15 protein-coding genes and 4 pseudogenes are annotated in these 21,940 nt (G+C 57.4%); 10 read left to right on the top strand and 9 right to left on the bottom strand.

Annotation, left to right across the window (positions count from 1 at the left end; translation table 11 throughout):
- Positions 1 to 421: 421 nt before the first annotated feature.
- From ACSQ3H_RS28040 to ACSQ3H_RS28030, 3 genes are read left to right on the top strand one after another with little or no spacing between them, the layout of a single operon-like run.
- On the top strand, positions 422 to 1,078 hold the full coding sequence (locus ACSQ3H_RS28040; protein WP_436120320.1) for an ABC transporter ATP-binding protein: 657 nt from the start codon (positions 422 to 424) through the stop codon (positions 1,076 to 1,078).
- Positions 1,078 to 3,489, top strand: a complete 2,412-nt coding sequence (locus ACSQ3H_RS28035; protein ID WP_436120319.1) for an ABC transporter permease — start codon at positions 1,078 to 1,080, stop codon at positions 3,487 to 3,489. Before ACSQ3H_RS28040 ends, ACSQ3H_RS28035 begins: the two co-directional genes overlap by 1 nt.
- Positions 3,479 to 4,558 carry a lipocalin-like domain-containing protein gene (locus tag ACSQ3H_RS28030; protein ID WP_436120318.1) on the top strand — a complete coding sequence of 360 codons (1,080 nt, stop codon included), beginning with the start codon at positions 3,479 to 3,481 and terminating at the stop codon, positions 4,556 to 4,558. The genes ACSQ3H_RS28035 and ACSQ3H_RS28030 overlap by 11 nt, the downstream gene beginning before the upstream one ends.
- 524 nt (positions 4,559 to 5,082) lie before the next feature.
- On the opposite strand, the pseudogene ACSQ3H_RS28025 reads toward ACSQ3H_RS28030, so the two are convergent.
- The 3 genes and pseudogenes from ACSQ3H_RS28025 to ACSQ3H_RS28015 form a co-directional block, all read right to left on the bottom strand.
- Positions 5,083 to 5,277: pseudogene (locus ACSQ3H_RS28025) on the bottom strand (L,D-transpeptidase); the annotation flags it as partial.
- 652 nt (positions 5,278 to 5,929) lie between these two features.
- Entirely contained in the window at positions 5,930 to 7,642 is a 1,713-nt protein-coding gene (gene ybaL / locus ACSQ3H_RS28020) for a YbaL family putative K(+) efflux transporter (RefSeq protein WP_436120317.1), read from the bottom strand.
- Between the two features lie 1,621 nt (positions 7,643 to 9,263).
- A pseudogene (locus ACSQ3H_RS28015) lies at positions 9,264 to 9,976 on the bottom strand (IS6 family transposase).
- 439 nt (positions 9,977 to 10,415) lie between these two features.
- On the opposite strand from ACSQ3H_RS28015, the gene ACSQ3H_RS28010 reads away from it, so the two are divergent.
- The 5 genes and pseudogenes from ACSQ3H_RS28010 to ACSQ3H_RS27990 form a co-directional block, all read left to right on the top strand.
- Positions 10,416 to 12,644 (top strand): LuxR C-terminal-related transcriptional regulator, encoded by a 2,229-nt coding sequence (locus tag ACSQ3H_RS28010; protein ID WP_436120316.1) that lies wholly within the window; start codon positions 10,416 to 10,418, stop codon positions 12,642 to 12,644.
- A gap of 124 nt (positions 12,645 to 12,768) precedes the next feature.
- Positions 12,769 to 12,960, top strand: a complete 192-nt coding sequence (locus ACSQ3H_RS28005) for a hypothetical protein (RefSeq protein WP_436120315.1) — start codon at positions 12,769 to 12,771, stop codon at positions 12,958 to 12,960.
- Complete coding sequence (locus tag ACSQ3H_RS28000; protein ID WP_436120314.1) at positions 12,957 to 13,181, top strand: ester cyclase; 225 nt, start codon at positions 12,957 to 12,959, stop codon at positions 13,179 to 13,181. The genes ACSQ3H_RS28005 and ACSQ3H_RS28000 overlap by 4 nt, the downstream gene beginning before the upstream one ends.
- A 70-nt stretch (positions 13,182 to 13,251) precedes the next feature.
- Positions 13,252 to 13,917 carry a hypothetical protein gene (locus ACSQ3H_RS27995; RefSeq protein WP_436120313.1) on the top strand — a complete coding sequence of 222 codons (666 nt, stop codon included), beginning with the start codon at positions 13,252 to 13,254 and terminating at the stop codon, positions 13,915 to 13,917.
- Between the two features lie 352 nt (positions 13,918 to 14,269).
- Positions 14,270 to 14,860 (top strand): annotated as a pseudogene (locus ACSQ3H_RS27990) (IS6 family transposase); the annotation flags it as partial.
- A 283-nt stretch (positions 14,861 to 15,143) separates the two neighbouring features.
- Here ACSQ3H_RS27990 and ACSQ3H_RS27985 read toward each other — a convergent pair.
- On the bottom strand, positions 15,144 to 16,178 hold the full coding sequence (locus ACSQ3H_RS27985; RefSeq protein ID WP_436118896.1) for an IS110 family transposase: 1,035 nt from the start codon (positions 16,176 to 16,178) through the stop codon (positions 15,144 to 15,146).
- Positions 16,179 to 16,435: 257 nt separating this feature from the next.
- Positions 16,436 to 16,930 (bottom strand): annotated as a pseudogene (locus ACSQ3H_RS27980) (transposase); the annotation flags it as partial.
- 143 nt (positions 16,931 to 17,073) lie between these two features.
- Between ACSQ3H_RS27980 and ACSQ3H_RS27975 the strand changes: the two are divergent.
- On the top strand, positions 17,074 to 18,096 hold the full coding sequence (locus ACSQ3H_RS27975) for an IS110 family transposase (RefSeq protein ID WP_436120312.1): 1,023 nt from the start codon (positions 17,074 to 17,076) through the stop codon (positions 18,094 to 18,096).
- A 518-nt stretch (positions 18,097 to 18,614) separates the two neighbouring features.
- Here ACSQ3H_RS27975 and ACSQ3H_RS27970 read toward each other — a convergent pair.
- The 3 genes from ACSQ3H_RS27970 to ACSQ3H_RS27960 all read right to left on the bottom strand — a co-directional run bounded on the left by ACSQ3H_RS27970 (position 18,615) and on the right by ACSQ3H_RS27960 (position 20,750).
- Positions 18,615 to 18,869 carry a hypothetical protein gene (locus ACSQ3H_RS27970; protein WP_436120311.1) on the bottom strand — a complete coding sequence of 85 codons (255 nt, stop codon included), beginning with the start codon at positions 18,867 to 18,869 and terminating at the stop codon, positions 18,615 to 18,617.
- An 810-nt stretch (positions 18,870 to 19,679) separates the two neighbouring features.
- On the bottom strand, positions 19,680 to 19,949 hold the full coding sequence (locus tag ACSQ3H_RS27965) for a hypothetical protein (protein WP_436120310.1): 270 nt from the start codon (positions 19,947 to 19,949) through the stop codon (positions 19,680 to 19,682).
- A gap of 627 nt (positions 19,950 to 20,576) precedes the next feature.
- Complete coding sequence (locus tag ACSQ3H_RS27960; RefSeq protein ID WP_436120309.1) at positions 20,577 to 20,750, bottom strand: hypothetical protein; 174 nt, start codon at positions 20,748 to 20,750, stop codon at positions 20,577 to 20,579.
- A gap of 3 nt (positions 20,751 to 20,753) precedes the next feature.
- Here ACSQ3H_RS27960 and ACSQ3H_RS27955 point away from each other — a divergent pair, with 3 nt between their 5' ends.
- Positions 20,754 to 21,074 carry a hypothetical protein gene (locus ACSQ3H_RS27955; protein ID WP_436120308.1) on the top strand — a complete coding sequence of 107 codons (321 nt, stop codon included), beginning with the start codon at positions 20,754 to 20,756 and terminating at the stop codon, positions 21,072 to 21,074.
- A gap of 58 nt (positions 21,075 to 21,132) precedes the next feature.
- Here the strand turns inward: ACSQ3H_RS27955 and ACSQ3H_RS27950 are convergent.
- A protein-coding gene (locus ACSQ3H_RS27950; protein ID WP_436120307.1) for an IS6 family transposase occupies positions 21,133 to 21,836 on the bottom strand; the annotation gives its coding sequence in 2 pieces (ribosomal slippage) (positions 21,133 to 21,278 and positions 21,278 to 21,836; 705 coding nt in all).
- Between the last annotated feature and the right edge of the window lie 104 nt (positions 21,837 to 21,940).

Genomic DNA, 21,940 nt, shown 5'->3' with positions numbered 1-21,940 from the left:
ACGCCTTTGGTACAGCGAATGAAAGTCCTCGCATCTCTCATTCTCCGCTCTCCGAAGGTATGCGGTCGCTCTCTAGCTCTTCCCCTGAGCCCGACGCTTTTTTTCGGTTTTTCGCCCCCTAGAAAAAAGAGCGAAAGAAAAAATGACCATGGAGATCCCGGGGCGGTTCAACATGTCATCCATGAGTCCGACCAGATGATTGGTAGGATCTTCGCCGTTGTCTCGCTTAGCCTCCACGATATTTTGTACTGTAAACGGTTCTATTCGCTCTTACAGTTCCCGGCTATCATATGCGACGTAATCAACCGATGCAGGTCACCCGAACATGCGCCAAATTTCCGGTATCGCCTTTTATTCGTTGTAGGGACGATTAGATCAGTCGTTAAGAAATCTGCGTGGTGACCTGACCACGAAGGAGCCAATGCTCGTCGCGCTTCAAAAAGTGAGTAAATCCTATCGAACAGCAGAAGGGCCGTTGGAGGTCCTGCGCGAGGTTGACCTCGGGCTGGATGTCGGCCGAAGCCTTGCTTTGACCGGAGAGTCAGGCAGCGGCAAAAGCACACTTTTGCACCTGGCGGCAGGGCTGGACCATCCGGACTCCGGCCACATCGAAATCGCCGGTCAGGATATCTCGCAGCTGAACGACGTCGGCCGCGCCGCATTGCGGCGTGGCGTGGTCGGACTGGTGTTTCAACAATTCAACCTGATCCCTTCGCTTGATGTAGCAGCCAATCTGTCCTTCCACGCGCGCCTTGCCGGAAGCTACGATTCGGCTTGGCAATCGGAATTGGTCGAGAAGCTTGGGCTTGAAGCCCTGTTGAAGCGCTACCCCGAACAGCTCTCCGTCGGCCAGCAGCAAAGGGTGGCGATCGGGCGGACGCTGGCTGCGCGTCCGAAGCTGGTGCTCGCCGACGAGCCGACGGGCAATCTGGACGAGGCGACCGGTGATGCGGTGTTGGCGCTGATGCTGGAACTGGTGGTGCAGACCGGGGCAGCTCTATTAATGGTGACGCATTCGACGCGGCTTGCCGAACGGCTCGATGCACGGGCGCACCTTCAGGCCGGGCGGATCGCCTGATGTTTTATGCGAGCATGTCCGCCTTGCTTTCCCATTGGCGCCGGCGGCCGATGCAACTGGCGATGCTGCTCATGGGTCTCTCACTGGCGACCGCCCTCTGGTCGGGTGTTCAGGCGATCAATGCTGAGGCGCGCGCCAGCTACCATCGTGCAGCGTCGATGCTGGGACAGGATCGCCTCGAACAGTTGGTATCGGCGGACGGGGAAACAATCCCGCAGCAGGTCTTTGTCGATCTCAGCCGGGCTGGCTGGCTGGTGTCTCCAGTCCTGGAGGGTCAGCTGCGTCTCGGCGCCGCGCGGCTGCACGTCCTCGGCATCGATCCTGTGAGTTTGCCGCGCGAAGCGCAGCAGGTGGATCTGGCAGGAGGCGATAGTCTTCTGCCGTTCATCACCCCACCGGGGCTGCTCTACGTTTCGCCAGCCACGGTAGAACAGCTGGCAGGCCAGCAAACGCCGCCATTGCGGATCGCAAAAGACCTGCTGCCGGGCATTGCAATCACCGATATCGGGATAGCCCAGTCCCTGCTCGGAAAGCCCGGCCGGATCAGCCGCCTGATCGTCTCGCCGGATCAGCCCGTCGATCGTGCCACGCTTGCGACGACTGCGCCGCAACTGACGCTGAAGAAACCGGACCCCCAGGGCGATTTGGCGAGACTGACCGACAGCTTCCACTTGAACCTGACCGCGTTCGGCTTTCTGGCCTTCGCGGTCGGGTTGTTCATCGTCTATTCCGCAATCGGGCTAGCCTTCGAACAGCGCCGCTCAACCTTCCGGACGCTGCGTTCGCTCGGTCTGTCGGCGCGATCGCTGACGGGTCTCTTGCTGACCGAACTGATCATGCTGGCGCTGGTGGCAGGCGTCGCCGGGGTGGCGCTCGGCTATCTCGTCGCATCGCTTCTTCTGCCGGGAGTCGCCGCAACCTTGCAAGGTCTCTATGGCGCCAGTATTCCGGGGGCGCTGACGTTGCGCCCGACATGGTGGGCGACGGGACTGGGCATTGCGGTTTTCGGAACACTTTTGTCGGCCGCGCAAAGTCTCTGGCGCATTTGGCGCATGCCTCTGCTGGCACCGGCCCAACCGCGTGCATGGGCGCGGGCGTCGGAAGGTGCGTTTCGCATCCAGGCGATAGCCGCGATTGCGCTTTTTGCTTTGACCCTTGCGCTCGCTCGTTGGGGTACGGGGCTGATCGCCGGGTTTTCCATCCTCGGCGGCCTGCTTCTGGGAGCGGCGCTAATGTTGCCGGTCCTCCTCGCGCTGTTCCTGCTCGTCATGCAGCGATGGTGGTCGGCGAGACCCGTGACGGCGTGGTTCTGGGCGGACACACGCCAACAATTGCCCGGCCTTTCGCTGGCGCTGATGGCACTCTTGCTGGCATTGTCCGCAAATGTCGGCGTGGGAACGATGGTGTCAAGCTTCCGCTTGACGTTTACCGGCTGGCTCGATCAGCGACTAGCTGCCGAACTCTACGTCACGGCACGAACCGAGACTGAGGCTACCGCCCTTCGCGAATGGCTCACACCTCGGGTAGACGCCATCCTCCCGGTCTGGAATGTCGAAGGTGACGTCCAAGGACAGCCAGTGCAGATCTTCGGCGTAGCAGATGATGCGACCTATCGCGACAACTGGCCCCTGTTGCAGGCGACATCCGACGTTTGGGATCGTGTGGCCCGCGGCAAGGCCGCTTTGGTCAATGAGCAGCTGTCGCGCCGCGATCATCTGAACATCGGCGATCCTCTCATCCTTCCCGGCGGCTGGACGACGGTGATCGCGGGAGTTTATTCGGACTATGGCAATCCGACGGGACAGGTCATCGTCGGCATAGTTGCCTTGACATCGCACTATCCGGACGTCTCCCGGCTTCGCTACGGTCTGCGCTTGGCCCACGCAAAGGTCGCCGGAGTGGGCAGCGAGCTGCGCAAGCAGTTCGATCTTCCTGAGCAGAACGTGGTTGATCAGGCGAGTCTCAAACGCCGCTCGATTCAAATTTTCGAACAGACCTTTGCTGTGACGGCGGCGCTGAATGTGTTGACCCTTGCGGTTGCGGGCCTGGCGATGTTTGCAAGCCTGATGACCCTGTCGGGGATGCGGCTGCCGCAGTTGGCACCAGCCTGGGCGATGGGATTGACGCGGCGGCAATTGGTCCTGCTTGAATTGGCACGAGCCATGGTGCTCGTCGTCATTACCCTGCTTGCTGCGCTACCGGTGGGCATCGGGCTTGCCTGGGTACTGCTCGCGATCGTCAATGTCGAGGCATTCGGATGGCGGCTGCCGATGCATCTGTTCCCGGCCGACTGGCTGCGGCTTGGGGCGATCGCGCTTGCCGCCGCGCTGCTGTCGGCGCTGATCCCCCTGAGGCGTCTCGCGCGGGTCACGCCCACCGATCTTCTGAAGGTCTTCGCCAATGAACGCTAGATCTTTGCTGTCGACACTCTCTGCCGTAATTATGCTCTGCAACGCGTTCGGCGGCACGGCTAGTGCCCAGGGCTTTGTCGGCCTTGGTACAACCGCGGAGGGATTTGCGGTTCCTCAGCCGGGGATCGCGTTGAACTTTTCGGTCGATCATGGGTCGCATCCGAATTATCGGATCGAGTGGTGGTATCTGACGGCAAACCTGAAATCCGCCGACGGCACGGAGTATGGCGTACAATGGACGCTCTTTCGCTCAGCACTTGCACCGGGCGAGAAGACCGGCTGGTCGAGCCCGCAGGTCTGGATGGGCCACGCGGCGTTGACGACGCAAAGGCAGCAGTATGTCGCCGAGCGCCTTGCCCGTGGTGGAATCGGCCAGGCCGGCGTGACCGCCTCGCCCTTTGCGGCCTGGATCGACGATTGGCAGATGCAAAGCTTGGTTGGCGGCAGCCAACAAGACGGGCTGTCGGATATTGACCTCAAGGCTGCTGGTGCGAAGTTTCGCTACGATCTACGGCTTCACGCAACCGGTCCTCTCGTTTTGCAGGGCCAGAACGGCTACTCCGTGAAATCCGCAAAAGGGCAGGCAAGCTATTATTACTCGCAGCCTTTTTACACCGTCGAGGGCAAGCTTGAGCTGCCGGAAGGCGAGGTTGCCGTCACAGGGCAAGCGTGGCTAGACCGGGAATGGTCGTCACAGCCGTTGGCAGCAGATCAGATCGGATGGGACTGGTTCTCTTTGCATCTCGACAGCGGTGAAAAGCTGATGGGCTTTCGCCTGCGGGATGGCGGTAGCGGATTTACATCGACAACATGGATTTCCGCAGAAGGAAAGCCGACGCCGTTGCCTCCAGGGACACTGAAGCTGACGCCGCTCGACACCGCGCGTGTGGCCGGTCGCGATATCCCGGTTGCATGGCGCATCGAATTGCCATCTCGCAATCTCAATGTTACCGCCACCGCGCTCAACCGCGAGGCGTGGATGGCGACGCGGACGCCCTATTGGGAAGGTCCAATAAGCTTCAAAGGCTCCCATACAGGGCGGGGATACCTCGAAATGACCGGTTACTGATTGTATTCAGCCGCAACGACCTTGCCGTAAGATATTGTTCGAAAGACCGGGCGTCATCCAACCGTTTCCTCCATGGCGGATGCAACTGCACCCTGATTCCTGCCGTGGATCTGACGGACGGCGCAGATGAGGTGAGGGGACCGCTCTTCTGGACGCGAGTCTCAACCCAGCGCCAAATCTCGGATTGTCTGGCATGATCCTTAATGCGGTGAGCCTCTTTGGCCTTCAAGACTCTGCCATCTGCTAGATTTCTATGTTCGTTTGATGGTTTTGCACCAATTTCCACTGATTTGCGCTAATGCTGTAAACCGAACTGCGCAGTGCAAAATGGTTTGGCGCACCGCGCCGGAGGGCGAATGCTTTATATGCCAGAACCGTCACAGCCCCGGTCGAAGAGAAAACTCTCTCTGACATTTCAACGTCGTCCCACCGAGGCGCTGTTTCGATGGAGTCCAAGATGGCCGCGCCAACGAGCATTCCGACGGGTTCCGGAAAGATCATGATACAATCCGGCGACATGTTCTGTGAAAGCGCTCACCGAGCAACTCTGGCACGGAAGTGAACGCCACGCGCCTGAGTTGCGCCTGTTGGGGGAAGTCCTCTGGGATCGAAGCGACAAAGCGATAGCCGACATCCTCCGCTGTAATCGTATAGGACATGAATGCCGCACCACCGGTCTGTTCAAGAGCGGTATTGACCGCCCTCTCATTAAGCGGATCGGACGTCTGTCCGGTCCTTTTCTCAACACTCGCTATCGCCATTGCCATATTGCTGCCACGGCGTCCGTCGATCACACCCGGAGAAACGCCGAGCCGGTCAAGCAATATTTGACTTCGCCCCTCGCCCGGTCGGCGTCGCCCCATTCGGAATGGGATCTAACCCATCGTGCTCTGCTTCTTGGCCTCCAGTGCCGCCAATTTCGGCGGCCTGCACGCAACGAACAGGCGCCATAGTCGCAGAAGCAACGAGCAGCACAAAGATAGCCGCCATCGTTGTCAAGATGACGTGCCGAAGCTGCGCCTGTTGGCCCCTCACCGCCAGGGATTGAGTATTGTCCATTTGCCGAGAACGCCGCTGCGTCGACCTTGTTCCAGACCCGCCGTGGTTCACGCAGAATGGTGCAACGTTCCCGCTCGTTCCTTCCTCGCTGCAAAGTCCAACCATCGTTCTAGAGTTTCAACAGAGGCAGCAAATGTTCCTTTGAAAATGCCGATAAGGGCGCATTTTGATTTGTGCCTAATTGTCTACCATGATCTTGCTGCTTAACCTCGAATCCGAATACCCGGCAGCAGGCCAGTCGACTGCATAACCTCAAGACAAAAGCCATGCGGAAGCCTCGAATCAATTCCGCGGTCTGCAGGCTTGCGGCTTTCACGGCGTTGTACGGCTCCGCCGAATGTGTTCGACAATGCCGCGCGCAATTTCCCGCTCTCCCATGATGATGAGGTTCGCTCCAAACTTGCCAAGGTGTTCAACCTCAGCGTCAGAGTGAGCACGTGCGATGATCTCCAGATTCGGATTTGCAGCCCGGGCCTGCTGGATAAGATTGCCACCTTCGAAGGGATTGGGAATAGCACTAATAAACCAGCGCGCCTGCGAGAGGTTCGCGGCGTTCAGGATATCAGGTTGCAAGGCATTTCCGGAAAACGCCTCTACGCCGCGGGCACGCAGCTGCTCAACAACTTCCTGGCGCTCTTCAATAACGAGCAAAGGCAGATGGTCAGCAAGTATAGCTTCGGCTACACGGCTTCCAACGCGTCCATGACCAACCAAGACAGCATGACCGGTGAGCTCTGTAATAGTCTCTTCACCTCCAGTTGAAGGGGACGCAGGCTTATCAGGCGTATTCTGTTGCTCGCGTTCGGTGAGCCACGGCATTGCACGGTTCAGAGCAGCAAAAAGTAGCGGATTGACAAGAATTGAAAGAATCGCACCAGCCAGAATGAGATCACGCCCCTCGTCTGGCAGCAGCTTGAGAGCCACGCCAAGCCCGGAGAGGATGAAAGAAAATTCGCCGATCTGCGACATGCTCGCGCCCATCGTCAGCGCGGTGCGAAGCGGATAGCGCAGAGCAAGTGTGAGGACGAACGCAACGATAGCATTGCCGACGACAATGACCAGGAAGGTCGCAACGACCGGGACCGTCTCGCGCACGAGAATCGTCGGATCAAACAGCATCCCGACAGAAACAAAAAACAACACGGCAAACGCGTCACGCAACGGCAGGGTTTCTTGCGCCGCCCGCTGACTCAGGCGCGACTCAGCAAGAATCACGCCGGCAAAGAACGCTCCGAGTGCAAGGGAAACGCCGAATAATTCCGCAGCGCCATAGGCGACCCCAAGAGCGACGGCCAACACTGCCAGCCGAAAGAGTTCTCGAGAACCGGTGTGGGCTGCGTAATGGAGAACCCATGGGATTACCCGCTTTCCAACCACCACCATAAGCAGCACAAAGGCCGCGATCTTGACGACGGTGATGCTGAGCGCACTCCAAACTGTCTGCGTCTCGAACCAGCCGAATAGTCCAGTGGTGTGCGTCGCGCCTTGACCCAGTCCTCCAAGAGCCTCGGCGAAAAGGGGCAGCAATACAAGCGCGAGGATCATTCCTATGTCCTCGACGATCAGCCACCCAATCGCGATACGCCCCCGCTCAGTTTCCAACAATCTGCGCTCTTCTAAGGTCCTCAGAACAACAACAGTACTCGCAACCGATAGCGAGAGACCAAACACGATAGCCGCTCCGGTGGTCCAGCCCATTGCATAGGCTAATCCGCCGCCGAGCAGCGAGACGATCCCGATTTGACCAAGCGCGGCGGGCACTGCAATCGCCCGCACCGAGAGCAGTTCCTCCATTGAAAGATGGAGCCCGACCCCGAACATCAGGAGCAGAACGCCGACCTCAGCGAGTTGTTGCGCAAGCATCTGGTCTGCAACGAAACCGGGCGTGAAAGGCCCGATCACCACGCCGGCGATGAGGTAGCCGACGATGGAAGGCAGCCGAAGCCTGTTCGCAATCGTTCCAAAAACGAATGCAAGCCCTAAGGCTGCGACTAAAGTAGCAATGAGCGGTGTTTGGTGAATCATCCTGACCTTATGCGCCTTCGACGATCGACGCGTCGTCTAATTCGATGAAGAAACAGCGCACCGTCGCCAGCCACCATGCCGATCAAATGCATGATAACGGTGCGACCCAAGATTGAAAGCGGATAAACATCGGAAGGAATGGTTCGTGAGCGCGAAATGCTCTTCTTTGGATACTAATTACCCGACGCATGACTATCAGCAGTGAGTTGAGAAAATTTCGGATTCAAAATAAATGGCCGTAGGCAAAGTAGGGTTCTACAAGGTTACCCGTATTCAATGGCTTTTTTCTCCGTTAGCACGCGCTGCGGCACGCTTCTGATTTTGTTTGATTGAGCGAGCGGTCAGCCACTGACGTACAGCGATAACGACGCCTAATATCACTGGGGCTGCTAGCACGACCAAGAACCACGCGTATTCACGCATGAACGCTTTCCCTGTAGTCGAACGGTTTTCATAATGGCTGAACGAACGTCGGATCGTTAGGTTCCTGCGTCGCACCATATTTAACTATGAGAATGTCGCGTCCATGATTTCAATGAGTTAGCTTTGTATCGAATTTGCGAATTGACGACGACCTCTCACTCTGGAAGGCCGACTGTGGCACCTCGATTTAGATCTTCAAATGCCCGCCAATGTTAGCCAGAGCGCAGGGCTTCAATATTTTTCGCCGTCGTGAGAAACTGTCAAATCATGGATGACTTAGACGAAGACGATGCTTGGACCGTCCACGATTTGTACACGTGGTATTTGGGGATTTTTGTTGCGTTCATCGTTCTTGTCGCGCTGTTCGCCTATCTGGTGTGAATGCATCATTTCTGACCCAAACTGACCCAAATTTGACCGTCGCAGAAACGAACGCCTTGCCCACGTGTTCCTGCATTCGACCGTGTGCGTACGGTAGGAGAGCATAAAGAATTGTGGGGCAATTAATTTCGAAGGTCCTCCGAACAGATCGGGATCGCGCGGCAAGTTAGGCCTGCTTGCGGGGCCACAGCGTGACTGCCCCACAGATCTTTATGCTCTCCATTTTTGGCAGATTCACACAACACCTTGGACCTTGCCCCCAAAGATATTGCAAACGTCGAGGACAAAACATTCGAAGCTCATTGCATGCCTGGATCTCTCGTAGGAATACATCCGCTCGTCCTACATGGGGGTCTTCCCAATTTCTCAGAAGCGGATCGCCGTAATGTCATTATTCAATGGGGCAGAAAAGACGTTCCTCTCAAAACAACCGCCCGTGAATCGCTTACTGGCTTAAATCCTGAAACCATTCGACAACTGATCGACGACGCCGATCAGTTGCCGTTGTCAACGCCTTCTATTTCTTAGTTCTCGTTCCAATTGCTTTGCAGGGATTTGTTAAATCGGATTTCGGTGTGAAGAAGATATAAGCATCGCTTTGATGCGATTCTTGGCCATCGCGCCCCGCGTATGACCTAAAGGTCTCCATTCCTTCTGAAACTTCCGTGAAGTTAACTGATACGATTTTTGCGCTGTTGTTCCGCAATGCGATATAAAATGGAACGCCCCAATCCGTTCGAACATGCCCCGAACCGGCACCGTAAACTTAACCTGATATATTTTGCGTTTGGGCGCTTTTGTGACTTTGTGGCTGATCTCATGCCGCTTGTAGGCATGCGATTTCGCGCCACGCATCCATGGCAGCGTTGCGACAAGCGCGATGGTCGGATGAAGTTAACTTGTTGCGTGGAAAATGGTGGAGATTGCCAATGGGATCATGAATGGAAACGAAGCGTTGAAGCTGCCGAGTTGATTTGAATCGCTTCATGATCTTTTCTCGTCGTCGAATTGGCTGGTGCGAATTCTCCGCCCGGTTGTTGAGCCCCTTATGCTGGCGGTGATCGCAAACGGTCAGACCAATCTGCCTGTTGCCAGCCGCATAGGATCTGAGTTTGTCCGTCACCATGACACGCGGCACACAACCTTGTTTCTTAAGCAGCTTGCGGATCAAGCGTTTGGCGGCCTTGGTATTCCTGTGGCTTTGTACAAGACGTCCAATACAAAACCATCCTGATCGACGGCGCGCCAGAGCCAGTGTTTCCTGCCCCTGATCGAAACGACAGCTTCATCAAGGTGCCACTTGTCGCCAAGGCGTGGCGTACGTCTGCGGATCTTATTGGCGTAGCCCCGCCCGAACTTTTCCGCCCATGTGCGGATCGTCTGGTGTGTGACGATTATGCCCTTGTAGGCAAGCATGTCTTCGACCATGCGAAGACTGAGCGGGAAGCGGAAGTACAGCCACACCGCCTCGGCGATAACCTCAGCTGGAAAACGGTGACGGCGATAGAGTAGATCACGAACCTCGGTCATCACTCAAATTCACAAAGAAACATCGCCAACTGGTTAAGTTTACGGTGCCGTCAACTGTCCTGTTTGGTCGACTGGATTGATATTCCTGTCATTTTTGTCCGCTCGCCGTTTCGGGCTGTATCTTGAGCATCTGAGCCTCTGCTGTGAAATGCAGAAAGTGGAGCGCTCAGAAATCGACCGGATTGAAACACCCACCAAAGATCGCGCGGGGAAGGTCCGAGAAGGGGGTGGTTTTCTGCCTTCCGTCTCGCCGATCGGAACGAGCAAGGAGCGCCATATCCGGACCTCCATTTGCGCGACCGGGAAGGTCGTGTCTCGCTGCGGTCATCTAGAAGTGAGAGCCGAACTCCCGGAATCGATCGCCTTCGGCAATCCGGCGCGATAGACTCCCCGCCCGCCACCTAATAAAATCTCGCGTGCTGTATATTACGAGGAAGTCATGGCTGAGGAACGCATCCAACGTCGACTGGCTGCCATAATGGCTGCCGATGTGGTGGGCTACAGTCGGCTCATGGGTGCTGACGAGGCCGCTACGCTTGTTGCACTCAAGGCGCATCGCAAGGAATTGGTCGACGCCAAGATCGCCGAGCATCAGGGGCGCATCGTCAAGCTCATCGGCGACGGCATGCTGGTGGAGTTCGCGAGCGTCGTGAACGCCGTCGCCTGCGCTGCCGAGATCCAGCGCAAGATGCGCGAGCGCAATGCGGACGTGCCCGAGGAGCGGCGGATCGAATTCCGCATCGGCATCAATCTCGGCGACATCATCGGGGATGAGAACGACATCTACGGCGACGGCGTCAATGTCGCGGCGCGGCTCGAAAGCATCGCCATGCCCGGTGGCATCTCGGTTTCGGCGTCAGTCCGCGAGCATATCGGAAATCGGCTGGACATCGCGTTCGAGGACACCGGGGAACAAGTTCTGAAGAACATCGAACGGCCGGTGCGGGTCTATCGCGTGACGCTCGGACCGTCGACGACAATGGCGGCGATCGGCGCAGGCGTTGATGAGCGGCACCCGAACGCATTGAGCGACACCATGCGCGCCGAGCTTGAGCAAGGCCGTGACTGCTATCGCCGGCGTGCCTGGGCAGACGCATTTGCCGCTCTCTCTCGCGTCGATCAAGAGATGCGGCTCGAGGCTGAAGACCTCGAGCGCCTGGCGATGTCGGCCTTTCTGACGAACCGGGACAACGATTGCTTGCGAGCTCTTGATCGGTCGCATCACGCCTACCTCGATGCTGGAGAGTGCATGCGCGCCGTGCGTGCCGCGTTCTGGCTGGGCTTCCGCCTCGCAGGGCGGGGGGAGATGGGGCCTGCGACCGGATGGTTCGCCCGCGCGCAGCGGCTGCTGGAAAACGAGGCCGCCGACTGCGTCGAGCGAGGCTACCTCCTGCTGCCGGCCGTCGAGCAGCAACTCGCGGCCGGCGATCGCGACGCAGCCTTCAGGACGGCGACCGCGGCCGTAGAGATCGGTGAACGTTTCCAAGAGGCGGATCTGGTTGCCGCCGCCCTGCATCTGCAGGGGCGCGCGCTCATCAGGAAAGGCCAGATCGAGTCAGGACTCGCTCATCTCGACGAAGCCATGGTCGCAGTCACTGCGGGCGAACTCTCGCCGCTCATGACAGGGCTGATCTATTGCAGTGTCATCGCGGCTTGCCAAGAGGTCTATGCATTGAGCCGTGCACGGGAGTGGACATCCGCTCTCGCCCAGTGGTGCGATGCGCAGCCTCAGATCGTGGCTTTCACCGGCTCCTGCCTGGTGCATCGTGCCGAGGTCATGCAGCTCCGCGGCGCCTGGCGGGATGCGATGGTGGAGGCCGGCCGGGCCTGCGAGCGCTTTCTCAAGGGGATCGATCCGCAGCCTCCCGCCCCGGCATTCTATCAGAGGGCGGAGATGCACCGCCTCAGAGGCGAGCCTGCCGCAGCCGAGGAGGATTATCGGCGCGCCAGCCAATTCGGGCGCGAGCCGCAGCCGGGCCTCGCCTTGTTGCGGCTGGCCCAAGGCCGCAAGGAAGCTGCGGCCGCTGCGATCCGCCGCGTGATGAGCGCAATCACAGATCCGCTGCGACGAGCGCGACTCATGCCCGCTCATATCGAAATCGTGCTGGCCGTGGGCGAAATCGAGGAAGCAGACTGTGCCTGCCGTGAACTGGAGGAGATCGCAGCAGTCTTCGACACAGGCGTGTTGAACGCAATGGCGGCGCAGGCCCGCGGCGCTGTCGCGCTGGCCGGAGGCGGCGCCGAGGCCGCGCTGGTTGCGCTGCGCCGCGCCTTCGAGGTCTGGCAGGAGATCGAGGCGCCCTACGAGACCGCATGCGTCCGCGTCCTGGTCGGCCTTGCCTGCCGTGTCCTCGGAGACGAGGATGGTGCCGAACTGGAGATGGCCGCCGCAAGAGCCACGTTCGAGCAACTCGGCGCCGCGCCGGACCTCGCCCGAATCGACGCGCTCACACTCAGCGGCCAGTTGGGTAAGCGCCATGGCTTAACCCCGCGCGAACTGCAGGTGCTGCGGCTGGTCTCCGCGGGCAAGTCCAACGGGGCCATCGCCGCCGAACTGTTCCTGAGCGAGCGGACGATCGAGCGGCACGTCAGCAACATCTTCACCAAGCTCGACCTGTCGTCCCGGGCGGCGGCCACCGCCTGGGCCTATGAGCACAAACTCATCTGACCAGCAGGTTTCGCATGGGTGGAATCACTCATGCCACTGCCCGCGCAAATTGGGCATTTCCCCCGAAGCGCGATAGCCCTCCGCCGTCGTAGCCTCATGCGTATAGGTTCGAAGGAGGAATCCAATGTCAGAGCAAAACAAAACGCTGGTGCGGCGTGTCGTTGAGGAGGTCTACAACCAGGGAAATCTTGCAGTGGCCGACGAACTGTCCGCCAGCGACCTGGTCATACATCAGACATCGCAGCAGATCCGCGGGCGCGAGGGGCCAAGCAGTACGTCGCGGCGCTGCGAGCCGCGTTCCCCGACCTTCACATGACAATTGAAGACCAGATCGCCGAAGGGGACCGGGTGGTGACCCGCTGGACCGCTCGCGGGACGCACACTGGCGAGTTCCAGGGTATTCCCCCCACCGGCAAAGAAGTTCGGGTGGCGGGAACAAACATTGACCGCATCGCCGACAGCAAGGTCGTGGAATGCTGGAGCCATGTGGACGAGCTGGGCATGATGCAGCAGCTCGGCGTGGTCCCAGTCACCTGAGCCGGGGCTAGGCTCATAGCGATGACAGCTCCGCTCTTGCGTTCTCTTGTGCGGAGCAAAGGAGGAAGTCATGACCGAGGCAACAAGAACCCGATACCGGGCTGCCATTATCGCGATCGCACCTGTGATGCTGGCCGCCGGGTTCCTCTATCATCCATTCATCCCGAACCTCACCGATACCGCGGCGGTCGCGGCGGCCGCAACTCAAGACACGTTTCGGTGGGGGCTTTCGCATCTGATGGTCGGGGTAGGCTCCGGATTCATAGCCCTTGCCTTCCTTGCCATCCGCAGTCGGCTCCGAGACGCAGGGGAAGAGCGTTGGAGTGCTGCGGCGCTGCCATTCGTCGTCATGGGCTCGACGCTTTTCGCGATCCCGCCCGGGATGGAGTTCACAGTGCTGGCTGCGGTCGAGACCAGGGCCGAAGTCGCGGCGGCGCAGGCGGCGGTCGATCCGTGGTTTCTTCCCGTCCTGCTAACGGGCTCGGCCATCTTCGCGCTCGGAATCCTCGGCTTCGCGCTGGGGATCGCCCGCAGCGGCATTCTGAGCCCCCGCCAGAGCACTGTCGTCTTCGGGGCGCTGGTCGTCATGGCCCTTGTGCGCTTCGTGCCGCTCGGGCTGGTCCTATTTTATGTCGGGGGCGGAGCCACGATCCTGGCACTGTGGCCGCTGGCCTACGAGATGTGGCGACGATCGGCAAAGCGGCCTGCTGAGCAAGCGCGAACCGAGGCTGGCTGATGTGCGCACCGTGACCGTGTGAGCTTGATCGGCGGGAGGGCAAACCAAACTCCCGATACGTCGGGGAACAGCCTTACGCCCACTCCCCGTGTCATTTGGGTTACCGTTACGAACGTCGTGATGCCACCCCTGTGCCGCCCTTGGTCAGCTGCGTCGCAAAGGGCTGCTTCGGGTCAGGGCTCGTCGTAGAACTTCATCGGGGAAGGGCAGAAAAGGGTCGAACCCTGCCGTTGGGGTGTTGGCCGCAATCGACATTTCCGCGGAAATCACCTCACCTCTGAAGTGAGCAAGATACTCCAGCTCGGCACTGTAACCTTAACTTGCCAGTCATATCGATGGCCGACAATGCGTAATGACCAAGGTTCGCGACCATCTCTATCACCGTCATCGTTTTCCAGCCGAAATCATCGCCGAAGCGGTATGGCTGTACTTCCGCTTTCCTCTGAGCTTTCGCATGGTTGAAGACATGCTGGCTTACAAAGGGATGATCGTCACCCACAAGACGATCAGGCTATGGGCAGAAAAGTTCGGGCGGGACTATGCCAACAAGGTCCGTCGGCGGACACCACGTCTTGGCGACAAGTGGTACCTTGACGAGGTTGTCATCACGATCAACGACAAGAAGCACTGGCTGTGGCGGGCCGTCGATCAGGATGGTTTCGTCCTCGACGTTTTGGTGCAAAGCCGCAGGAATGCCAAGGCTGCCAGACGGTTGATACGCAAGCTGCTGAAGCAGCAAGGCTGTACACCACGTGTTATGATCACCGACAAACTCCGCTCATACGGTGCAGCCAAGCGCGAAATCATACCAGGGGTCGAGCATCGCCAGCACAAGGGACTGAACAACCGCGCAGAAAATTCGCATCAGCCGACACGGCGACGAGAAAGGATCATGAAGCGCTTCAAATCATCAAGGCAGCTTCAGCGATTTGTCTCCATCCATATGTGGACGGCTCCCGCTTGCAAGCGTTTTCTACAGATATTTTGATTAGATCGCTTGCTTCCATATGTGCGGCCTTTGTGTGTGGCTGCACATGACCACTGGCCAAGATGGTTTCCGCGACGCGAGTTCCAAACACGATCTCGACCTTTGAAGGCCAATGGATGGAACGGAGTTTCCCGCATCTTGGATCGATCGATCGCACCGTCTGCTTTTCTCTTGCAAGTTCACAGCATCAGCTCAACACGGTGGCACTTGGTTCCCGCTCACCGTGATGGCCAATCTCTTATACTGCCTGTGTTTGTCCTTCTGGCCGCCGGTACGTCTCGCCGCTCACCATAAGCTTCCAGGCAACACGGGCGATCTTGTTAGCCAGTGCCACTGCAACCAGTTTTGGTCTCTTCCGCTGAAGGAGTTCGAGAAGCCATCGAGACGCATGTTGACTTCGGCCTGTTCTGACATGCTGAAGAAGAGCAGTAGCACCAACCACCAATATGCTTCGCAACATCTCATCGCCAGCACGCGTGATCATACCAAGCCTGACCTTGCCCGCGGTCGAATGATCTTTCGGCGTCAGCCCGATCCAGGCTGCAAAGTCACGGCCCGATTTAAACATTCTCGGGTCCGGGGTCTTCATCATTAAAAGCGATGCGCCAATCGGGCCGACGCCTGGGATCTCGGTCAAACGTTTGCTACACTCGTCAGCACGATGCAGCACCATGAGTTTCTCATCGACCGTTTTGATTTTTGCAAGCATTTCTCGATACTCAATGCCCTGCATGGCGAAGAGTTCACGTGCTAGTTCCGGTAGCGATTGATCGGCGGCAATGCGCTCTAACAACGGCCCAATTTTGCACATGCCTTTGGCGGCGACGATGCCGAACTCCATGGCAAAGCCGCGAATGGCATTGGCAAGCTGTGTGCGACTGCGGATCAACCTCTCTCGCACGCCGATCAGCATCAAAGCTGCCTGTTGGTCCGCTGTCTTCACTGGCACGAAGCGTATAGTCGGGCGGCTCATTGCCTCACACAAAGCCTCCGCATCTGCAGCATCGTTCTTGCCCCGTTTGACATACGGCTTTGCCAACTGCGGCGCGATCAGCTTCACCTCGTGGCCGAGCGAGCTTAATAACCTCGCCCAATGATGCGAACCGCCGCACGCCTCAAGCGCAACGGTGGTCAGCGGCGTCTTTTCGAAGAACTTCACCATCTCCCTGCGAGACAGCTTCTTACGAAGAACCGGCTGCTCGTTTGCATTCACGCCATGCAATTGGAAAACGCTCTTTGACGTATCTATACCAATGCGGATAATCTGTTTCACGGACGGTCTCCTTCGATTGAGATTTCAACGAACTCATTCTGGCACAGTCGATGCCGTTGGGAGCCGTCCAACCCAACATGATCCCATTGCCAATCTTCACCACTTTCCCCGCAACAAATTCTCGTCAACTGACCATCGTGAACTTCGTCATGCTGCAATAACAGCGTGGCGTGAGATCGCATGCGTGACAGCAGCATAACTGCGCTATCAAAGACACCATTGTACCTGATCAGAACCAGCGGAAAGTTAAGGTTACAGTGCCGATTGCACCACTTGCGGCGGGATTTGGCACCATGCTTTTCTTCCGGCCACTGGCCGGCACCGTAGATCTGCAGGCCGGTGCTGTCGACCAGCACATGCAATGGACCACCCGGCACTTCCGCTCCGTCATTTAATCTGGCTGACGGCTTCCAGGTCCGCGCCCTGCGGCTTAGCGTCGTGTGATCGGGAACGGGCAGGTTCAATCCCATCAGTTGGAGCACCGAACCCAGCAAGCCCTCGGTCTGGCGCAGCCGCAGTCCGAACACCAGGCCCAGCGTCAGAGCAGTCTCAATTGCCAGATCGGCATAGCGCGGCTGGCCACCTCGTGTCTTGCGCCGCAGAGCCTGCCATCCGATCAGCGCTTCCGGCGTCATCCACAGGGTCGGACTGCCACGGCGGCGAAGACCCGCCTCGTATTCCGGCCAGTTCGTCACCTTGAATTTCATCTTGCCGATGCGATGACGGCGGGCGGCGTTATGTTTATGCGGCATGGTGTGGAATCACAGTGATTGCGGTCTCAACTGCTTACTCTCCAACCGTTGATGATCCGTGATGGGGTGGACGCCCCCTCGGCGGCATCCATGTGCCATTGTGGGGGTGATTTGAACCGCCACGAGAAGAGGAGGCGTCCGCAATGGAAGTTAACACAATTGGTCTTGATCTGGCGAAGACAGTTTTTCAGGCGCACGGGGCTGATGCATCTGGCGCGGTTGTTTTGCGCAAACAGCTTCGCCGGAACAGGCTCCTTGAGTTTTTCGCCAGGCAATCGCCTTGTATTGTCGCAATGGAAGCGTGTGGCGGTGCGCATTATTGGGCGCGTGAGATCGGCAACTTGGGCCACAAAGTCCGCCTGATTGCGCCGCAATACGTGAAGCCCTTTGTCAAACGGCAAAAGAATGATGCTGCAGACGCGGAAGCTATCTGCGAAGCGGCACAGCGTCCGACGATGCGCTTCGTTGCGGTAAAGAGTGAGGAACAGCAAGCCAGCGCAGCCGTGTTTCGTGCCCGGGATTTACTGGTCCGCCAACGCACCCAGCTCATCAATGCGCTGCGGGGCCAGCTTGCCGAATATGGATGGATCGTTGCTCAGGGGCCCTCGCACGTCGCCAGGCTTGTCGCGGTCGTCGATGATCCAACAAGCGGGCTGCCGCAAGCCGCGCGTGCCGTGTTCGCGATCCTGGTCGAGACATTGAGAGCGCTTGATGAACGTGTCCGGCAACTCGATGCTGAAATTGCACGTCGTGCCAAAGAGGATGAAGCGGCACGTCGGCTTATGAGCGTTCCCGGCATTGGCCCAATTACAGCGATCGCGCTGATGGCTCTTGCTCCCGATCCTGCCACCTTCACCAAGGGACGTGATTTTGCCGCCTGGGTTGGGTTGACGCCATTACAAAAATCGACCGGTGGCAAACAGAAGCTGGGGGGCACGTCGAAGATGGGGGAGCGAACCTTGCGGCGCTTGCTCATTATCGGAGCGAGTACCGTGGTGATGCATGCGGCGCGCAAGGGCGCTCCAAAAGGATCGTGGCTGGCGCGCATGATTGCGTGCAAACCACGTATGCTGGTTGTCGTAGCCCTCGCCAACAAGATGGCCAGAATTGTCTGGGCACTGATGGCAACGGGTGAAATTTACAAAGCTCCGGCGGTGACGCAGTAGTCGTTCACCGTCAGAACCGTCGTGGGTGTAGGACAGACAAAGGATAATATGGCGTAACGGTTGATGAGACGGGATCAGAAGAACCAGTTTGGTGCATCGTGCTCAAGCACGCATCCGTGATTTGGATCTGGTCCACGAACTCCCATATTGGCCCTGGCATCTAAATTGCCAACAAAGAGGCCGGACAGATGACAGTGCTCAACTACACTCCATAAAGTCAAAATTTGTCTTGCATTCTAAGGGGCGTCCACAGATGCACCAACGCCGAGATCCGCAACAACGAGGCCCGTCCCCTCTCCATAAGTATCTGGACCTCGTCCTTCACGGCCAGCTCGAACCCAGACCTAGACCCATTAGCGACTGCTCGGTCTATTGTTGCCTGTAGGTACGAACTGAATCCCGATTTCCGGCTCGATTTTGGGTTTTCGGCTCGCGCGAGACTTCCTCGGGCGGCGCTTGCGGCGGTGCTCGGGCAAATACCACCACAGGTCCTCTCGACAACGAACAGCCCCGGCATTTCAGCCGAGGCTCATCATGTCATTAGAATACGAAATACACACCCCTTCGGTAGTGGCGACGCGGATAATAGGGGTCATCCCAGCTCCGGTAATACGGGCCATCGCTGCGGTAGTAGCGGCGGTTATACGGGCGGTCCCACCGGCGGTAATACGGGCGATCCCAGCGGCGGTAATGCCGACGATCCCACCCGCGATGCCATCCGCGGTCCCAATGATGATGCCGACGGTCCCATCGATCACGCACAGTTTGTACATCTGTATTCGGAGCGGCCGCTCGCGTGACGTCAACCGGTCTCTCGATGGTGACTGGGGCGGCACTGGCCGTTCCCGTCGACCCGACAGCACCAACCGACATCAGGGCGGCACATATAGTTGCAATCAACTTTCGCATCGTTCCTCCAGTGAAAGACCGTATGTGACGGCCTTCAACGCGTTTGCGTTCCTAGGGGCATTAGACTTAAGTCATATGCCATGAACTGTGGATGAACAACGAATGTGGCGCAGTAAACGATCACTGCAAGGTGATCAATTATCGAATCAATCTGCCCGAATTTGTGAAATGAGACAGATAGCGTGCACCAACCTGCGCGACCGCAGCTCTCTATAATATAATATGTGCTTGCAGGTGAACGACAAAAAAGCCCCAGCGTCCACTAGGGACACGGGGGCGGTTCCGGTTTATCCCTTGGCGGGATGGATCGGCTCAGTCCGGGATATTCTTTGCGTTCTGCTCCAATTGATTAGCACAGGCATTGAGTGCTTCCGCGTCTTTGGATAAGCGTGGGGCTTCCCAGACTGAGAATAAATGCGCCTCCCAACGCAACCGGCGTATGATTCGGAGTTTGGTGTCGTCTATGACGGAATCAGTCATGTCAGTAATCCATATTCAATTACTGGGCTTCCGCGACAAGATCGCCTAGGGCTATATCTGTTGTCTTCGCAACGTAAGCACCGCCAACGGCATCTAGCCAGGATCGGGCGATATTAGCAGCCATGGGGGGTGTAGTTCTATTTCATCGCCATTTATGCACACAAATATCTTGCAGCAGCGGCGGATGGGCTGGATTATTTCATGATGAGCGCGGAAGCTTTTATCCAAATTGCGTGGACCAGAGCGCCGACCGATCCAGCCACAAGGACGACGAGCAATCCCATGCCGATAAAGCGTTCCCGCATGCTATTGAGATCAGTGTCGGTCAGGGTAGCGACAGTCACATCGAGCATCAGGACAGACATCTGCGTTGCCGGCGTACCAACGGCCGTTTCCTTATCGAGCAGACCCGCCTTTGTCGCATTGGTAAACAATGCAGATTGATAGGCAATTTTTTCGATCATATGCTGGAAAATGCAAGCAAAACCGTACCAGACTGGACAGGGAGCGCCCAGAGTGAAAGATCCCTACATGTCAATCGCAGTCGGCATTGCTGTTGGGGTTGCATTAGGTGTGTTCGCACTCCATGACATTATACAGGGCATCGCAATTGGCGTCCCTTTGGGCGCTGGAATAAGTGCAACCCTGTTTGCTCTGGGGGACGATCTTTAGAGGAGCCGCGAAAGGTGCGCCGTGCTGGTTTTCGCATAATTTGGCAAAAGGTCAGCGAAAATGCTTGGTGGGATCATCTTACCGTGCTCGCTGTTTTGGAATAAGCGTCAGCAACAAAACTGGACTACAGTTTTCCGCGCACTGCGACCTCTGCCTGGCATTGCCTGTCGGGTGAACTGGGAACGCCCTGCCCTCCTCGTACAAAAGCGGAGGTGATCGATAAACGTTCGTTTGAAAATGCCGATAATAGGGGATTTTGACCAATTTTGATTGGTGCCCGAAGGTCTACAATACCTTCCTACCAGCAGGTGGCATCGTCTTTTTTGCCCATGCACGCGGCTTCGTATGTACTGACGATCAAGGATGTTCGGCTCATGGTGCGAGTGTTGCCCAGAACAGGCGATACTCAATAGGGACAATCATGCATGCCACGGCGCACCATTCTGACCGAGCGACAGCGCGAAACGCTGTTCGCCTTGGGTAATCGCGACGATAGCGCCGCCTAAATCGACAAGGCCTCCGACATGCGCTATGTCACGATGACTTGAAGGGAACGGCAGTATGACATTCGCCAGGCTTCTCACTCTTGGCATGCTTTGCATCTCGACGATATCGGCTCCACACAATCCGATCAGTCAAAGCAGACGGCCGTACTAGGGGCGCAGGTGGCGGGCGGCACGGCACGCATCGCCACCGATATTTGCCAACTCGACCCGAAAGAAATTGATGTCTACAAAGAGCGCGCGCGACATGCCTTTGCCGCGGACAAAAACTTTGAAGGAGACTGGATCCTCGGCTGGAATAATCAGCAAAATGCCGTCGACGATATTTCTAAGCTCAAGGTTAACAGCCCCGACGAATACGCGCTCCAGAAATCCGAAACATGCGCACGCATCAGCGGCGAGATGAACCCCTAAAAAGGTTGTGTTGCAAATTTTGAAACTGGCTAGAGAATACCCTACCTCAAGATACATTTCAGGCGGCGATTGCCTCGAACTGCTCTTTGAGAGTAAGTAGACGGCTACGGCTGTAGGCAAACAGACCTTGCTGCTTGTGCATCATGTGAACCAGTTCAATCCCTGCCAGCGTGATGCTAGCTGTCATTTGGGACTTGAACCCAGCATGGAACGGATGCGTCTTTTGATACGGCGGTGATCCTGTTCAATGCTGTTGTTCAGGTATTTGCTCGAGCGGATGGTAATGCGTCTGCCGCGCTCTATTCCCTGGTCCTTCAATTGGCTCTCAGTATCACATTGAACGATCGCCATCCGATTGGTCTGGCTGCCATCAATCGTGATACACTCCGGTCGTCCATGACGCGCCAAAGCCTTGCAAATAAAGCATTTCGCCGCCTTCAGATCGCGATCTTTGCTGAAGTAGAACTCGACGGTATCCCCGTTGCCGTCAATGGCGCGGTAGAGGTACATCCATTCTCCCTTTACCCGTATATAGGTCTCGTCTAAATTCCATTTACGGGTAGCGGTGCGCTTTCTGCGATTGAAGCGCTCAAGCAGTCGAGGGCTGAAATAAATGGCCCAGCGATGGATCGTCGAATGATCGAGCTCGATGCCACGTTCAGCCATCATCTCCTTCAGGTTTCGAAGGCTTAGATTGTAGGCCAGATACCATCGCACACAGAGCAGGATTACAGATTGATCAAAATGGCGGCCCTTGAACATCGCGATTTCCCGGTTCGACGCTGAACCTTTTCAATCGCACAGATATCATTGACGGAAAGTTTGCAACGGAACCCTTGTTCTTTGGGTCCTTGAATACCTGACCT

The organism is Phyllobacterium sp. LjRoot231 (genome assembly GCF_964253365.1).
In the GTDB taxonomy this organism is placed as follows: Bacteria; Pseudomonadota; Alphaproteobacteria; order Rhizobiales; family Rhizobiaceae; genus Phyllobacterium.
The sequence above is the reverse complement of the archived record's forward strand: the minus strand, read 5'-3'. Positions and strand labels throughout refer to the sequence as shown.

What these genes read in the sequence shown, in the direction of transcription:
- ybaL (WP_436120317.1), bottom strand. Translation starts at nt 7,642, where the DNA reads ATGATTCACCAAACACCGCTCATTGCTACTTTAGTCGCAGCCTTAGGG.
- ACSQ3H_RS28010 (WP_436120316.1), top strand. Translation starts at nt 10,416, where the DNA reads ATGGCTGAGGAACGCATCCAACGTCGACTGGCTGCCATAATGGCTGCC.
- ACSQ3H_RS27995 (WP_436120313.1), top strand. Translation starts at nt 13,252, where the DNA reads ATGACCGAGGCAACAAGAACCCGATACCGGGCTGCCATTATCGCGATC.
- ACSQ3H_RS28040 (WP_436120320.1), top strand. Translation starts at nt 422, where the DNA reads ATGCTCGTCGCGCTTCAAAAAGTGAGTAAATCCTATCGAACAGCAGAA.
- ACSQ3H_RS27970 (WP_436120311.1), bottom strand. Translation starts at nt 18,869, where the DNA reads ATGTACAAACTGTGCGTGATCGATGGGACCGTCGGCATCATCATTGGG.
- ACSQ3H_RS28035 (WP_436120319.1), top strand. Translation starts at nt 1,078, where the DNA reads ATGTTTTATGCGAGCATGTCCGCCTTGCTTTCCCATTGGCGCCGGCGG.
- ACSQ3H_RS27960 (WP_436120309.1), bottom strand. Translation starts at nt 20,750, where the DNA reads ATGCCAAGAGTGAGAAGCCTGGCGAATGTCATACTGCCGTTCCCTTCA.
- ACSQ3H_RS28005 (WP_436120315.1), top strand. Translation starts at nt 12,769, where the DNA reads ATGTCAGAGCAAAACAAAACGCTGGTGCGGCGTGTCGTTGAGGAGGTC.
- ACSQ3H_RS28000 (WP_436120314.1), top strand. Translation starts at nt 12,957, where the DNA reads ATGACAATTGAAGACCAGATCGCCGAAGGGGACCGGGTGGTGACCCGC.
- ACSQ3H_RS27975 (WP_436120312.1), top strand. Translation starts at nt 17,074, where the DNA reads ATGGAAGTTAACACAATTGGTCTTGATCTGGCGAAGACAGTTTTTCAG.
- ACSQ3H_RS27965 (WP_436120310.1), bottom strand. Translation starts at nt 19,949, where the DNA reads ATGATCGAAAAAATTGCCTATCAATCTGCATTGTTTACCAATGCGACA.
- ACSQ3H_RS28030 (WP_436120318.1), top strand. Translation starts at nt 3,479, where the DNA reads ATGAACGCTAGATCTTTGCTGTCGACACTCTCTGCCGTAATTATGCTC.